13 protein-coding genes are annotated in these 15,437 nt (G+C 25.6%); 3 read left to right on the top strand and 10 right to left on the bottom strand.

The features are described from left to right. Positions 1-198 precede the first annotated feature (198 nt). From ACERKK_RS05315 to ACERKK_RS05270, 10 genes are all read right to left on the bottom strand, one after another. Positions 199-918 carry a response regulator transcription factor gene (locus tag ACERKK_RS05315; RefSeq protein ID WP_373772044.1) on the bottom strand — a complete coding sequence of 240 codons (720 nt, stop codon included), beginning with the start codon at positions 916-918 and terminating at the stop codon, positions 199-201. A 59-nt stretch (positions 919-977) separates the two neighbouring features. Then, positions 978-3,515 carry a PAS domain-containing protein gene (locus tag ACERKK_RS05310; protein ID WP_373772043.1) on the bottom strand — a complete coding sequence of 846 codons (2,538 nt, stop codon included), beginning with the start codon at positions 3,513-3,515 and terminating at the stop codon, positions 978-980. A 9-nt stretch (positions 3,516-3,524) separates the two neighbouring features. Then, positions 3,525-4,247: a tRNA pseudouridine(38-40) synthase TruA gene (gene truA / locus ACERKK_RS05305; RefSeq protein WP_373772042.1), complete on the bottom strand. Its 723-nt coding sequence runs from the start codon at positions 4,245-4,247 to the stop codon at positions 3,525-3,527. A 6-nt stretch (positions 4,248-4,253) separates the two neighbouring features. Then, positions 4,254-5,270 (bottom strand): LptF/LptG family permease, encoded by a 1,017-nt coding sequence (locus ACERKK_RS05300; protein ID WP_373772041.1) that lies wholly within the window; start codon positions 5,268-5,270, stop codon positions 4,254-4,256. Then, complete coding sequence (locus tag ACERKK_RS05295; RefSeq protein WP_373772040.1) at positions 5,267-6,076, bottom strand: A24 family peptidase; 810 nt, start codon at positions 6,074-6,076, stop codon at positions 5,267-5,269. Before ACERKK_RS05295 ends, ACERKK_RS05300 begins: the two co-directional genes overlap by 4 nt. Further along, positions 6,024-6,710: a di-trans,poly-cis-decaprenylcistransferase gene (locus tag ACERKK_RS05290; RefSeq protein WP_373772039.1), complete on the bottom strand. Its 687-nt coding sequence runs from the start codon at positions 6,708-6,710 to the stop codon at positions 6,024-6,026. The genes ACERKK_RS05295 and ACERKK_RS05290 overlap by 53 nt, the downstream gene beginning before the upstream one ends. Continuing rightward, positions 6,703-7,974, bottom strand: coding sequence for a bifunctional phosphopantothenoylcysteine decarboxylase/phosphopantothenate--cysteine ligase CoaBC (coaBC, locus tag ACERKK_RS05285; RefSeq protein WP_373772038.1), 1,272 nt, complete (start codon positions 7,972-7,974; stop codon positions 6,703-6,705). Before coaBC ends, ACERKK_RS05290 begins: the two co-directional genes overlap by 8 nt. A 9-nt stretch (positions 7,975-7,983) precedes the next feature. Beyond that, complete coding sequence (glmU, locus tag ACERKK_RS05280; RefSeq protein ID WP_373772037.1) at positions 7,984-9,279, bottom strand: bifunctional UDP-N-acetylglucosamine diphosphorylase/glucosamine-1-phosphate N-acetyltransferase GlmU; 1,296 nt, start codon at positions 9,277-9,279, stop codon at positions 7,984-7,986. A 2-nt stretch (positions 9,280-9,281) separates the two neighbouring features. Continuing rightward, a complete protein-coding gene (locus ACERKK_RS05275; protein WP_373772036.1) occupies positions 9,282-11,222 on the bottom strand; it encodes an ankyrin repeat domain-containing protein in 1,941 nt (646 codons plus the stop codon). A gap of 65 nt (positions 11,223-11,287) precedes the next feature. Then, positions 11,288-12,913, bottom strand: coding sequence for a helicase-related protein (locus ACERKK_RS05270; RefSeq protein WP_373772035.1), 1,626 nt, complete (start codon positions 12,911-12,913; stop codon positions 11,288-11,290). Positions 12,914-12,969: 56 nt separating this feature from the next. On the opposite strand from ACERKK_RS05270, the gene trmA reads away from it, so the two are divergent. The 3 genes from trmA (at position 12,970) to ACERKK_RS05255 (ending at position 15,367) form a co-directional block, all read left to right on the top strand. Further along, the gene (gene trmA / locus ACERKK_RS05265) at positions 12,970-14,091 is read left to right on the top strand and encodes a tRNA (uridine(54)-C5)-methyltransferase TrmA (RefSeq protein WP_373772034.1); all 1,122 of its coding nucleotides are present in this window, start codon (positions 12,970-12,972) and stop codon (positions 14,089-14,091) included. 73 nt (positions 14,092-14,164) lie between these two features. Next, positions 14,165-15,037 carry a flagellin gene (locus tag ACERKK_RS05260; protein WP_373772033.1) on the top strand — a complete coding sequence of 291 codons (873 nt, stop codon included), beginning with the start codon at positions 14,165-14,167 and terminating at the stop codon, positions 15,035-15,037. A gap of 135 nt (positions 15,038-15,172) precedes the next feature. Then, positions 15,173-15,367 carry a hypothetical protein gene (locus tag ACERKK_RS05255; RefSeq protein ID WP_373772032.1) on the top strand — a complete coding sequence of 65 codons (195 nt, stop codon included), beginning with the start codon at positions 15,173-15,175 and terminating at the stop codon, positions 15,365-15,367. The last annotated feature ends 70 nt before the right edge of the window (positions 15,368-15,437 follow it).

Genomic DNA, 15,437 nt, shown 5'->3' with positions numbered 1-15,437 from the left:
TCTCATTTGATGTCGTTCGTCTGTTTTTGGACGGGAATTATAGGGAATTACTTCTGCTTTGTCAAGGGGTTTTTCTTATTGTTGGCTTAAATTTTGGAATTTAGGGGAATTTTGTGCTTTTTCTTGATTTTTGCTATTTTTAGCTATAAAAAAAGGGGAATATTAATAAATATTCCCCTTTTAAATAATTATTTTTAGTTAAATTGTTAGTAATTTCTCAATTATGTAACCATAACCTTTATGAGAAACAATAAAATCATCATCTTTAATTTTATCTTTTAATCTTTTCATAACTGTTCTAAATGCAGAATCATTTGTATTAATATCATTCCATGCAACTTCTTTGAATTTTTCAACAGAAATTACTTCTCCATAATCTGCAATTAATACATTTAAAATATCAGATTCTTTTTTAGATAATTTTACTATTGATTCTTTATTATAAAGTTTATTATTAGAAAGATTAAATGTATATGTTTTATTTAATGTAATTAATTTATCATTACTTTCTACTTTTATCTTACTTTCTAAAACTTCTTTTTTTGCTTTTTGTAGCATTTCCATCATATTATCAATATTTAGTGGTTTTACAAAGTATCCTAAAACTCTTAAATTAATAAGTTTTAATAAATCTTCTTCATTTTTATGAGCACTTACAATTATAAATCTTTGATCTGGTGTAAACTTTAACATTTCATCAATCATTTCAATACCATTTTTATTTGGCATACTTAAATCTGTTAAAACTAAATCAAATGATTTATTTTCATTGAAATTTTCTTCAAAGATTTCAATACCCTCTTGTCCATCAGCAGCAACAATAACTTCATCAAAAATTGTATTAAGATAAAATCCTAAAGTTTTTCTTGCTACATCTTCATCTTCAACTAATAGTACTCTTGTAGTGTATTCATTCATTATAATTCTTCTCTCTCTTGAACTTTTCTTAAATTATTTTGATTATATCAAAAATAAAATTAAGCTTTAAATGTTATTAAAAATTCGATTCCATCATCTTTATTAAAAGCTTCGATATTACCCTTCATATTCTTTTCTATAATGACTTTTGCCATATATAAGCCAATTCCAGTACCTTGGTTTTCAAATTTAGTAGTAAAATATGGTTCAAACATTCTATCTAATATCTTTTTTTCAACATTTCCACAGTTATTAAAAATTGAAGTAGTGATTAAATTATTATTACTTGATACATTTATTATAACTTTTGCATTAAATTTGTCTTTTTTTGCTTTTATTATTTTTGCATCACTTGCATTATTTAAAATATTTACTACAACTTGCTCAAATTCATTTTGATAACTATCTATAAAAACATCTTCACCACTTATTTCAAGCTTTATATTATGTCTTTCAAAAGATGAATTAACAATTTTAGAACATTGTACTATTGAGTCTTTAATATTAAATACTTTTTTATCTTTTGTAGGTTGATAAAAATTTCTGAAATCATCAATTGTTTTTGACATATAATCTATTTGCACTTTTGTACTTGCGATTGATTCATGCAGTTCTTCTTTCGTAAAGTTTTCATAATTATCTCTAATAAAATACATTAGTAAATTAATGTTATTTAATGGTTGTCTCCATTGATGTGCAATATTTCCTAACATTTCTCCCATTGAAGCCATTTTATTTTGTTGTATTAATAATCTATCTTTTTTTATATTTTTTTCAACTTCATCTTGAACTTTTTGTTTTAACTCTTCTTCATTCATTTTAATTTTAGTAATATCATTTAAATAACCATAAAATGAAGTAACTTTTCCATAATCATCTTTTACTAAAATTGTTCGATTATAAACCCACTTAATATTATTGTCTTTATCAACAACTCTATGAATATTTGTAAATGAGTTTGCATCATTTATTATTGCTTCATTTATTACATTTTTTAATGTTTGAATATCGTCTTTATGAACAAAATCAAAGTATTTTATTTTTAGGTCTTCAAAGTCTTGTATTGTATATCCATAGTTTTCAATACTTTTAGAAACAAATTTAATACTTAAATCTTCATCGTTTTTCCATCTAAAAATTACAATTCTTCCAAATTCTGTAAGAAGTTCAACATCTCTTAGCTCTTTTGTTAACTTCATTCTATTATCAATATCCATTGACATCATTAACATTCTATTTGCATTTTCAGAATTAAAAGCCTTTCCTCTTACTAAAACCCACTTATAATTGCCTTTTTTATCTCTTAAACGATATTCACATATAAAATGTTCACTATTTGAAGATACATGATTTGAAAAACCTTTTAAAACTTTTTCTTTATCATCTTTATGAACAATATTTAACCACTCATTAAAATTTTGAATTTCATCTCTTTTATAACCAAACATTTCAAGCCATTTGTTTGAAAAAAAGATTTTATTTGTATCAAGATCTATATCCCATAAACCATCATTTGATGCGATGATTGCTAATTCATATCTCTCTTTCCACTTTGTTAATAAAAGATTTTTTCTTTTTAATCTTTGGTTATATCTATTAAACATTGTATTAATAAATCTTCCAAAAATATTTCCTGTAGTAATTAAAATAATTGCAATAAATAAAACGATAAAAATTCCAATAAGTAATCTATTTTCATGTTCAATTTTTATTGCTTTCATTTCATTTTTTAAAAATGTATTTTTAACTATGATTTTATAATTGTATTCAGGAAATGTGTAAACAAAATCTTCATCACTTACTAAATCAAATTTATTAATATCTTTAACAGATAGTTCTTTTCCTTTAGCATTGTAATTATAAATAAGTTTATTGTTTTCATCATAAAAAACAAAATGAGCTTTATCTTCAAGCTTACTAAAGTTTACAATAGAATCTAATATTGCTTTTTTTGTAAGAGCTCTCATATCATCAACTTTTGAAAATACTCCAAGCATCAAACCTTTATCATCAATAAATCTAAAATAACTAAGTCTAACTTTTCTTTTTTTGCTATCTATCCAATAAGTCATATTATCATCACTTGTATACTGAATATGTTTTAGCATAAAGTTATTAAACTTTTGAGTATTCAATTTTGAATTTGTCTGTTCTCTTAAATAATCTACAATATCTTTTCCATATAAAACTTTATAAGTAATTGCATCAAAAAGCATAAAATTTACATTTTTTCTTTTTTCTAAAATATACATATAGTTTTTGAACATTTCAAGGTCTAAGGTTTCATTTCTTAAAAGAAAAGATTTTGAATAACCTTTTAATTCATAAACATATTTAACTATATTATTCTCTTCAAAATCAACACTTTCACTTGTTTTAGTATTTACATTTGATATATAGTTTTTTAATATGTTTTTATTATAAAAGCTTTCACTTTGAACTAGAAGTTTTATTTTATGAGATTCTTGATATTTTAAAAATAGATAAATAACAAAAGTTGATACAATTGCTAAGATTATTACAAAAATTAAAGGAGTATATACAATTTGATTTTTAATATCCAAGAGAGTATAAAATTTTTTTTTACGAAAAAACATTTAAATCCTTTAATAAGTAACTTTAGCTAAATATAATCCATTTGCAACAGCAGGAAATTTTGAAGAATGCTTTTTCATAAGAAGCTGAGCTCTTAAATCATCAATACTTAATTTTCCCTCTGATATTTTAAGTAAAAAGCCTACCATTAACCTTATCTGAGAGCGTAAATAAGAGTTTGCAATAAATTTAAAAACATATATATCTTTATATTTATAAAAACATGTATCAAATACTTCTCTTACAGTGATATCTTTATCACTTCCAACTTTATGAAAATATTTAAAATCAAAAGTACCTATAAACTCTTTTATAGCTTCTTTTACTAAATCTTCATTTATTGTTTGAACATAAGTAATATATTTATCATTAAAAGGATTTGTCTCTTTTGTTGTGATTAGATATCTATAAACTCTTTTTTTTGCATGAAATCTTGAGTGAAAATCATCATTTACTTTTCTTGCATATCTAATTTTTATTGAAGATGGTAAGTTTCTATTTAATACTACTTTTAACTTATCTAAATCTTGCCAAAATGATGGAATTATACAATTAAAAACTTGTCCTGTTGCATGAACATCTTTATCTGTTCTTCCACTCAAAATGATTTTTGTATCAATATTTATTCTTTTAAATGCTTTTAAAAGTTTATTTTCAATCGTTTGTCCATTTGGCTGTTTTTGAGATCCTTGATAAGAAGAGCCATCATAAGATATTACAAATTTTATATTCATAATTATCTAGTACTCTTTTTTAACAGTTTTTGAGTAAAGAATATATGTACCTGTTACCCAAAGAATTGGAATAATATATAAAGTATGTAAAAACAATGCATCACCAATAGCTTTAACTAATACAAAATATAAAACAATTGAAATAAGTGCATAAGTAACTGCTTTGTTCTTTTCATATCTTGGATTAAAATATCCAAATGTAATAATTAAAAAAAGTGAAAGAAGTGGAAATAAAGAAACCAAAATAAAGAAATTTAAATCATCAATATCAATCTTTTTCTTAATCATTGTTTTCCAATAATTATAAGTTGTAGAAAAAGTGACATAGTTACTATTTCCTAAAGAATCGTTTATTAACATAGACGAAAAGTCAATTTGATTTACTTCTGAATCAAGAAAATAAAAGGCTTTACCATCATTTAATCTAAAACTTAAATTTCCTTTTTCATTATTTAAAACTGCAGTTTCACTAATAATAAATTGGTCTTTACCATCAAGAGTTTTAAATAATTTTACATCTTGATAAAGTTTATCTTCCTTATTTTGGATATAGATTAACCAATCACCAAATTTTTGACCAAATTCAGATGCTTTAATATTAAAATTTGCTTCTTTTGTTTTAATCTCTAAAAATTGTTTTGTTAAAAACTTAGTTTTTGGAATAAGCCCAACAGAAACAATTAACAAAATAGCTGATAAAAGCATAGTTATTGGGAAAAATATTTTTAATACATTTACAGGATTTAAACCAAAAGATGTAATAACTGTAAGTTCATATTCACTAGATAATTTTGATAAAGTAATAACAAGTGATATAAAAAAAGATATAGGCATTGTATAAAAAATAATTTGAGGAATTACATATGCATAAAGAGTAAATAATTCAGCAAAATTTATTGTAATAATTGAAGTTAAAGAAGCAATCTTTACTAAAAATACAACTGATGTTATAAAAAAAAGCCCTAAAAAAATAGGAAAAAATGTAATAGCTAGCTGAGAATATAAATACTGTTTTAATTTCAATAAATTACCTTTAAAAAACTTTCTAGATTAAAAAAATATTCACAGATTAAGCCTAAAACTAAATAAGGTATAAATGGAGTTTGAATATCTTTTTTCACAAAATTTGAATATAGTGATGGTATTATAGCAAAAAATGCTGCTAAAAATATAGCTATTAAGGCACCTTTTATTCCTAAGATAACTGCAATACTTGCTATTATTGGAATATCCCCTTCACCAAGGGCTTCTTGATTTTTTAAACTATCATCTTTTAATATTCTTGATTTTATATTTTGTATATAAAAAGTGATAATAAAATTTAGTAAAACTAACGCACCAGCAAACAAAAATGCATTTTTCAATGATTCTATAAGAGGGTATGAGCTTACAAAAAAAGATAAAATCAATGCTATCAATAATAAATAATCTGGTACTGCTTTATATTTAAAATCTATAAAAGATAGAGTAATTAAGGTATAACCAAATAATAACATAAAGATAAGTTCACTACTTAAACCTAATTTTATATATAAAGCTAGTGTTAAAACTGCACTTAGTAACTCAACAATAAAATATTGAGATGATATTTTTTCTTTACAATAAGCACAAGAGGCTTTTAGATATAAATAAGAAAATAAAGGAATATTATAATACCAAGCTATTATATGGTTACATGAAGGACAAGAACTTCTAGGCGTTACTACTGATTGATTTAAAGGAAGTCTTAATATTAGTACATTTAAAAATGATCCAATAACTGCACCAAAGATAAAACTAAATACCTCCAAATCTTCTCTCTCTATTTTTAAAGTCTGATAATATATCATCTAATTCATTAGAATTAAAATCAGGCCAATATGTTTGAGTAAAAAACATTTCAGCATAAGCATTTTGCCATAAAAGATAATTTGAAAGCCTAACTTCTCCACTTGTTCTAATCATAATATCAACATTTGGCATTCCTGCTGTATCTAAGCATGATTCAAAATTTTCTTCTGTAACTTCAAGATTTTGTTTATTTAATTTTGTTATAGCTCTTAGTATTTCATCTTTTGAACCATAATTTAGTGCTAGAACTTGTGTTAAACCTGTACAATGAGCCGTTTTTTCTTCTATGTCTTTTATAGTTTTTTGTAAATATTTAGAGAATCTTGATAAATCACCGATTGCTCTGAATTTAACATTATTTTCAAGATAGATTGGCAACTCTTTTTTAAAATATCTATCAAGAAGTTTCATTAAAAATTCTACTTCTAATTTTGGTCTTTGCCAATTTTCAGTAGAAAAAGCATATAAAGTAAGATATTTAATACCAATATTTGAACAATACTTAGTTATCTCTCGAACAACTTTTGCCCCTTCTTCATGACCAGCTGTTCTTTTAAGACCTCTTTCTTTAGCCCATCTACCATTTCCATCCATAATCATAGCAATATGAGAAGGCATATTTTGATTATTCATCAGATTCAAACTCTTTTTGTAGTTTATTTAGAATTCCAAGTGATATTTGTAATTTCTCACCCTTAAAAGAGTAAGAATTGTTTTTTAGAATTAATTCAATTTCATTTGTATTTGAACCAAAAGAGTTATTTTCTCCTAAAATATTTAAACATACTGCATCTAAACTCTTTTTTTCTAACATTGAACTTGCAGAGTTTAATGCTGTAACTTCATCCATTTCTGCTTTAAAGCCAATTGAGATTATGTCATTTTTATCTAATGAACTTAAAATATCAATATTTTGTTTTAGATTTAAATCCCAAGATGAACCAATCATATCTTTTTTCATTTTTCCATTTTGAGGAAAAGCAGGAATATAATCACTAACGGCTGCAACCATAAATAAAAATGGCTTTTTTTGAATTAATGTTGGTCTAGAATTATCCATTAACGTAGTTTTGGTAAGAATACCTTTTTTCGCAACTCTTATTGAATCAACAAGATATTCATACATTTCTAAACTACTTTGAACGGGTATTATATGAATTGCTTTAGGTAAGTTTTCATGTCCTCGTGAAGATACAAGGCAAACATCTGCACCTTTTAAATACAGACTAAGAGCTAATGAACTTGCCATTTTCCCTGATGAATAGTTTGAAATATATCTAACATCATCAATTTTTTCAACTGTTCCACCACCACTTAAAACAGCTTTTCTATTTACCCAATACTCCTCTTTTAAAAGTTCTCTTGCAGTTGCATAAAAGATTTCTTCTGGTTCTGCCATTGCTCCATCACCAACATCTTTACATACAAGCTCTTTAGTTTGAGATGAAATAATTTCAAAATTACAAAGATTTAGCATTTTTAAACTAGCTTGTGTCACTGGATTTTTAAGCATATTTGTATTTGCAGCTGGTGCTAAGATTTTCATTCGTGGATAAGCAAGTGCTGTTTGTGTTAATAAATTATCTGCAAGTCCATTTGATAATTTATTAATAGTATTTGCAGAACAAGGTGCAATCACAAAAATATCAGACCATTTACCAATATCTATATGATTATAATCTTGAGTTTTATCCCAATTCTCATTCTCTTCATCTAATACTTTACTTTGAGAAATTGCTTCAAAAGTAATTGGTGAAATAAATTTTTTAGCACCCGAAGTCATAATAACTCGAACTTGTGCACCTGCTTTTATATATAACCTAATTAATTCTAATGCTTTATAAATTGCAATAGAACCAGTTACTGCAAGTAATATTTTTTTATCTTTTAATAACATAGTAAATCTTTATTTTTTATTTTCAAAATGTTTGTAAAAATATCCTTCAACAGCTCTTTTCTTAGCTCTAGTAGTATATAACTGTCCATCTTTTACATCAGAAGTTACTGTTGAACCAGCTCCAATCATAGTATTATCTTCTAATGTTACTGGTGCAATTAATTGTGTATCTGAACCTACAAATACATTTTTACCAATAATAGTCTTATATTTGTTAATTCCATCATAGTTACAAGTAATTGTTCCACAGCCAATATTTGTACCCTCATCTATTTCACAATCACCTAAATATGTTAAATGACCTGCTTTTACACCATTTAATAAGGCTTTTTTTGTCTCTACAAAATTTCCAATATGAGTTTTATTTAAATCACTTCCAGGTCTTATTCTTGCCATTGGACCAATATCTGAATCTTTAATAATAGAATCTTCTACAACTGAATTTGTTTTAATATGAGAATTTATAATTTTTGAATTTCCTAGTAAGCTTACACCATTTTCCAAAATAGATTCACCTTGAATTTCAACACCCTCTTCTATATAAATAGTATCGGGTAATCTCATAATAACACCCTCTTTTAAGAACTCATTTTTAATTCTATTTTGGTGTATTACTTCTGCATCTGCTAATTCAACTTTTGAATTAACTCCTTTGAAATTTTCTTCATTAACTGTTAAAGGTTTTAAAACTTTTCCTTCATTAATAGCCATTTCAATTAAATCAGTAATATAATACTCTTTTTGTGCATTATCATTAGATAGTTTAGGTAAGTTTTCTAATAAAAAATTTGTTTCAAATTGATAAATACCTGCATTTGCAATAGTAACTGCTAACTCTTGTTCGTTAGCATCTTTTTGTTCAACAATTTTTTTAACATTTCCATTTTCTATAATAACTCTTCCATATCCATCTGCACTATCTAGCTCTAATACTGACATAACAATTGTAGCTTCAATATCAAACTTCTTAAGTTCGCCTGCTTGAATTAAAGGCATATCGCCATTTAGAACTAAAACTTTTTCATATTTTGGTTTTATACCCATAACAGCACCACCTGTTCCTGGATAATTTTCATGGTCTTGAATTACATAATTAATTCCCTCGAAATGTTTTTGCATCTGTTCTTGAACTCGTGAGGCTTGGTGATATAAAACAACTGTAATATCATCACTTAATTTTAGTGCTTCTTTTATTGAATAATACAACATTGCTTTACCAGAGATTTTGTGTAGTACCTTTGGTGTAGTTGATTTCATTCTTGTCCCAGCACCAGCAGCTAAAATTATGATTGATTTATTGTTCATTTTTATCCTTGTAAAACTTCGTTTATTTCTTTTTTTGTATTCTCAGCAACTTCAATAAGTGCTCTTCTCATTTTTTCATCACTAATATTATTATTTAAAAGTTTATCTAAATTTTTCTCTTTAGATTTAAAAAACAGTGCAACTTTTTTACTTTTTTGATTTTTGTTATACATTAACACACCTGAAACTAAAAGGGCTATTACTAAATTAACATGACCAAAAATAGCTGCATAATTTAATAAAGTAAATCCTGCATTATCAGGTTCATTAATATTAGCACCAGCTGCTATTAGCCATCTAGCAATTTTATAATTTCCATGCCATTGAGTATGTTGTAAAGCTGTTCTTCCTTGATTATCTTTTAAATTTAAATCTGCTTTTTTTGTAAGTAGTTTTTCTACAACTGCTAAATCATTTGCAATAACAGCTTTATGAAATACAGTTTTTCCATCTTTATCTTGAATATCTACATTTACTCTAAATTTTAGTAAGAAAACTAATCTTTCTAAAAATAGATCTTTTAGCTTTGGATTTTTAATCTTTAAACCATCATCAACAAGTACAGATAAAAGGCTATTACCATTATTATCAATAATATTTGGATCCATTCCGTAATTAAATAATAAAGTTAAAAATTCAAAATTATTATAAAGGATTGCTTCAAATAGTATATTTCTACCATCTGCTGTCGTTTTTGTTAATTTTGGTCTAAAAAGGAGTAATCTTTTAAATAAAACATCATATTTTTCATCTTCATCAATTTCAAAATTTTCTAAAGAACAATCTTCTTTAAGGCCTTTTTGAACCATTATAATTTCACATAAATAGTCAAATATGCTTTTTTCGTAATTATCTCTATTATCAATATCTATACCATTATTAACTAAATAAGATATCATTGCATAATTTGCTGAACCTTTTAAAACTTCATGGTGAAATAAATTTCTACCTTCATTATCTTTAAAATTTATGTCTGCGCCACAATCAATTAAAAATTCTATGTTTTCATAGTTTTTTCTTTCAATCTCTTTATATAAAGCAGTTAAACCATTATCATCTAGTCTATTAATATCAAGTCCACTTTCAACAAGAAGCAGTGTTATTTCTGTAAAATGAGTATCTTCTTTTAATAATGTATAATTACCTTCAAGATCTCTCAAAGATGTTTTTTGTGTATCTAAAAGATAAATAATCTCATCAAGAATTGTTCTATTGTTATTGTCTTTTTGATCTAAATTAATATCTTTTTCAATTAAAAGTTCAAGTGTTTTAATACCTTTTAAACCTAATAACACAGTATTAAAAAGTACATTTTGACCTTTGTTATCTCGTAAATCTACATCAATTCCATTTAAAATCAATGCTTCAGTGATTTCAAAATCATCTTTTAACACTGCTTCAAAAAGTACTGTTTGGCCATTTTCATCAACAATATTAATATCATCAATATTATTTGCAATTTCTCTTATAATATTTACATTTCCACCATTTACAGCATCAAATAAAACTGTTTTACCATAATCATCTTTTAAATTTAAATCTGGTTTATAGTTCATAAGAATTTGGAAAATTCTAAAGTTACCTTCAAGAGATATATCTTGTATTACTGTTCTATTTACTGAATTTTTATGATTTATAAAATCCGTATTATCTAATAAAAATCTTATCATCATTCCATCAGATTTTGTAATGGCATCATTTAAAACAGTTTTTCCGTAGTTGTCTTCAAGATATATATTTACATTATTATTTAATAAAAGTCTAATGGATTCTATTTTTTTTCTTGCAACCAATGTAAAGATAATACTTCTACCTTTTTCATCTTGCTTATTAATATCAATACCTTTATCAATTAACTTTTGTATTTTATCAGTATTAATTTCTTCTTTTAATAATTCTTTTCTAAATATCTCATTGTCATCAGCTTTAAACATCTTTAACATGAAATGAATCCCTTTTTACACTTTAGTTCAATTTTGTATTATTTTAACTAAAAATTGATTTATATTTATTTATTTAATCGTTTCTTGTTATAAGTTTTATGATTTCGTAAACTTGTAGTTTTTTTCTCTTCAATATTGTTATCTTTTCTTCTAGTAGGCTTTTTAAAATCTTTCTTAGAATTATTTCTATCTTTATATTTAAAATCTTTTTTAGGAGAACTTATCTCAATTAACTTACCTTTTAATGACCTTTCAATAAAAGAGTTAAATGTATTTCTTAAATTATATGCCTTATCATGGTCAGGAAAAATTTCAGGAAATTTATAAGAAAGCCAAAGATATAAAGATATCTTTTTTACTTCATCCTCAACTAATAAAAGGTCTCTTTGCGTAATTGCTTTTTTAGGTAAAGTAATTGAAGGTTTATATGTACAAACTCTTCTTTTGATAACAGCTGCAATATAAGCTTCATAAGCTTGTAAAATTATTGGAGATTTTGTTGTTATTGGAGCTTGTGCCAATAAATACTTATCTTCAAACTTTAAATTTATTTTGCTATCTACTATTTTTGAAGCTGTTATCATTGAAGAGATATTTGCTGCTACAAAAGGCCCTGAAAAATACATATTTTCTGCAAAAAACTTTAATACTTTTGTTAAAGAGTTTGTTTTTATATGTGAAGATAATGAATCTAATTGAGATGCATTAATTTTTACTCTAAAAGGTGGTTTAATTGTTTTAATTGGTTTTTTAAATTCTGATGTTATATGAGCTAAAATATCTCTTCTTGTAGCACCTAAAAATCCAGCTTCAAAATGTCCATATCTTCCTGCACGACCAGCTATTTGAACTATTTCATTTACATTTATTTTTCTTTTTGAAACTCCATCAAATTTTGTATCATTTGTAAAAAGTATTGTTTTTATTGGTAGATTTAATCCCATTGAAATTGCATCTGTTGCAACTAAAATTTGAGTCTCTTTTTCTCTAAATTTTCTAGCTTCATCACGTCTTACTTCTGGAGATAAATTACCATAAATTACTGATACTTTATATTTTTTAGAAAGTTTTTGTTTTAATCTTAAAACATCTGCTCTTGAAAAAGCAATTAATGCAGTTCCATCATGTAAATTATCTAATGATGTATATTTTTCTAAAACTTCTAAAGGTGTTTTTCTTTGATGCTTTACAACTGTTAATTCTTCTTCTAAATATTCTGCTATTTTTTTAATTGCATCAAGTGCATTAACAGAACCTGTCATAATAATTCGTTTTGCAGGGCAACCAATTATTGCATTTACCCAAGCCCAACCTCTATCAACATCATCAAGCATTTGAATTTCATCTATAACTGCTACATCAACATCAAGATCATAATCAATCATTTCTATAGTTGAGCATACATGAGATGCACTTTCATCAAATATTTGTTCTTCACCTGTAATTAAAGATACTTCAATATTATCTTTTTTTAAATCTTCATAGCCTTCTAATGCTAATAATCTTAATGGTGCTAAATAAAGTCCAGAATTTGCTTCTTTTAATTTATTCATTGCATTATATGTTTTACCTGAATTTGTTGGTCCTACGTAAAATTCAAGTTTTCTATTTAAACTTCTAGCTAATGGATATAAAGATTTTAAATCACAATTTAATAGTGTGTGTAGTTGTTGTTGCCAATTTTCTTTCATGGGCGTATTATAATCAATTGAATATAATACAAGTTTAAATACAAGAGGATATATAGATGAATTGTGAATATTTTGGAAAATGTGGTTCATGTACAATACATGATGTTGGTTATGAAGGGCAATTAGACTTTAAAGTTCAAAGAGAAAAACAAAGATTCTCTAATTTTACAGATTTAGAGTTTGATATAATCAGAAGTAATGATAAAAATTTCAGAAACAGAGCTGAATTTAGAATTTGGAAAAACTTTGATAATGAAGATAAACCAAAATTATCATATGCAATGAATGATTTTAATAAAGAAATTTTAGAAATAGATTCATGTCAAATAGTAAGTTTAGATATTGCAAATATTATGCCAAAACTAATAATAGAGTTAGAAAAAAACACTATTTTATCGCATAAAATATTCTCAATAGAGTTTTTAAGTTCTACAACAAAAGATATCCTTGTAACACTAATTTATCATAAAAAACTTGATGAAAACTGGGAAATTCTAGCAAAAGAGATAGAAAAATCATTAAATATTAGCATTATAGGAAGATCTAGAAAACAAAAAGTTATCTTATCAAAAGATACAATTAGTGAAGAGCTTAAAATTAATAATATAGACTATAAATTCCAATATCAAGAAGGTGGATTTACACAACCAAATACAAAAGTAAATATTCAAATGATTGAATGGGTTTTAAATAATATTCAAGACTCTTCAAATGATCTTTGTGAATTATACTGTGGTGGTGGAAACTTTACAATTCCTTTGTCTTCAAAATTTAATAAAGTTTTAGCAACAGAAATTTCAAAAACATCAATAAAATCTGCAAAAATAAATTGTGAGCTAAATAGTAATAATAAAATAAGTTTTGTAAGAATGAGTGCAGAAGAATTTGTTGAAGCTTTAGAAGAAAAAAGATCATTTAAAAGACTTGAAGGACTTAGTTTAAAAGATTATAATTTTGATTCGATATTCGTAGATCCACCACGTGCAGGGCTTGATGATACAACCAGAGAACTAGTTAAAGGGTATAATCAAATTATCTATATTTCATGTAATCCTGAAACTTTACATAGAGATTTAGAAGAGCTTACTAAGACTCATAAAATAACTAACTTTGCTCTTTTTGATCAATTTGCATATACAAACCATATTGAAACAGGCGTTATTTTAAACAAAGTTTAATATTAGCTTAGATAAAATCATGTATATATACGCGTACGCAAACAGTAAATGAGAAGATTAGGAAAGGTCAAACATGAGAATTAATACAAATGTTGCTGCACTAGCAGCACAAGAAGCAAACTCAAATACAAATAAAACGTTAAACAGTTCGCTAGAAAAATTAAGTTCAGGTCTTAGAATTAATAAAGCAAGTGATGATGCATCTGGATTATCAATTGCTGATAAACTAAGAACTCAAGCTAATTCAACTGGTCAAGCAGTTTCAAATGGTAATTCTGCAATTGCATTAACGCAAATTGCTGATAAAGCTATGTCTGAACAATCTAATATTTTAGATATCGTTAAAACTAAATTAATTCAAGCAGCAACTGCTACTACTTCTACAGAAGGTAGAAAAGCAATTTCTAAAGATATCGCTAAATTAATTGATCAATTAGATAATATTGCTTCACAAACAAACTATAATGGTATTTCACTTTTACAAAAAGGTGCGGCAGATACAACTGTAGCAGATGCTCAAACATTCCAAATGGGTGATAAAGCTGCTAATACTATTTCTACTGGTGCAACAGTTCAAGCAAACTCAACAGGTCTTAGTTTAGCTCCTCTTGATGGTTTAGTAAGTGCTGGTGTTACAAGTGCTGCTGGACTTGGTATTACAGCTGCAAATGCAAGACTTCAAATGGTTGAAATTGATGATGCTCTTGATAGATTAAATGGTTGGAGAGCTGACTTCGGGTCTACTCAAAATCAATTAGAATCAGCTGTTAGAAACTTAAATACTCAACAAACTAATATTAAAGCTGCAGAATCAATTATTAGAGATGTTGATTATGCACAAGAGAGTGCTAACTTTAGTAAACAAAATATTATTGCTCAAGCTGGAACTTACGCTATGAGTCAAGCTAATAATGTTCAACAAAATGTTATGAGATTATTACAATAATAATTTTATTTAACTTTAGTTCATAAAAGGTCTGGATTAAATTTCAGGCCTTTTTTTATATCTGTTTTAAATTTAATCTAATTTTAAGAATTGGTGTGTAATAATTGCAGTATAACTTAACTAGAGGGAATTAAAATGGATATTAACAATTCGATACCAGAAGATATTTTAAAGATCCAAAAGAAGTTATCTACTTTTGAAAAAGGTTCTAGAAATCATAAGAAATATCTTAAGATTTTAACGAAACATATAAAAAAGTATAATATGAAGAAAAGAGTTAATAGTAATATTAAAACTATTGAAGCAATTCAAAAAATTAGCACTAAATAAGTTAAAAAATGAATAGGTATCAATTGATACCGAAGAGTAAAACTCTATGCTCGCAAAAACGAGAAAGTAC

The sequence above is a fragment of the Poseidonibacter sp. genome (assembly GCF_041821165.1).
Classification (GTDB): Bacteria; Campylobacterota; Campylobacteria; order Campylobacterales; family Arcobacteraceae; genus Poseidonibacter.
This window is presented reverse-complemented; position numbering and strand designations above follow the sequence as displayed.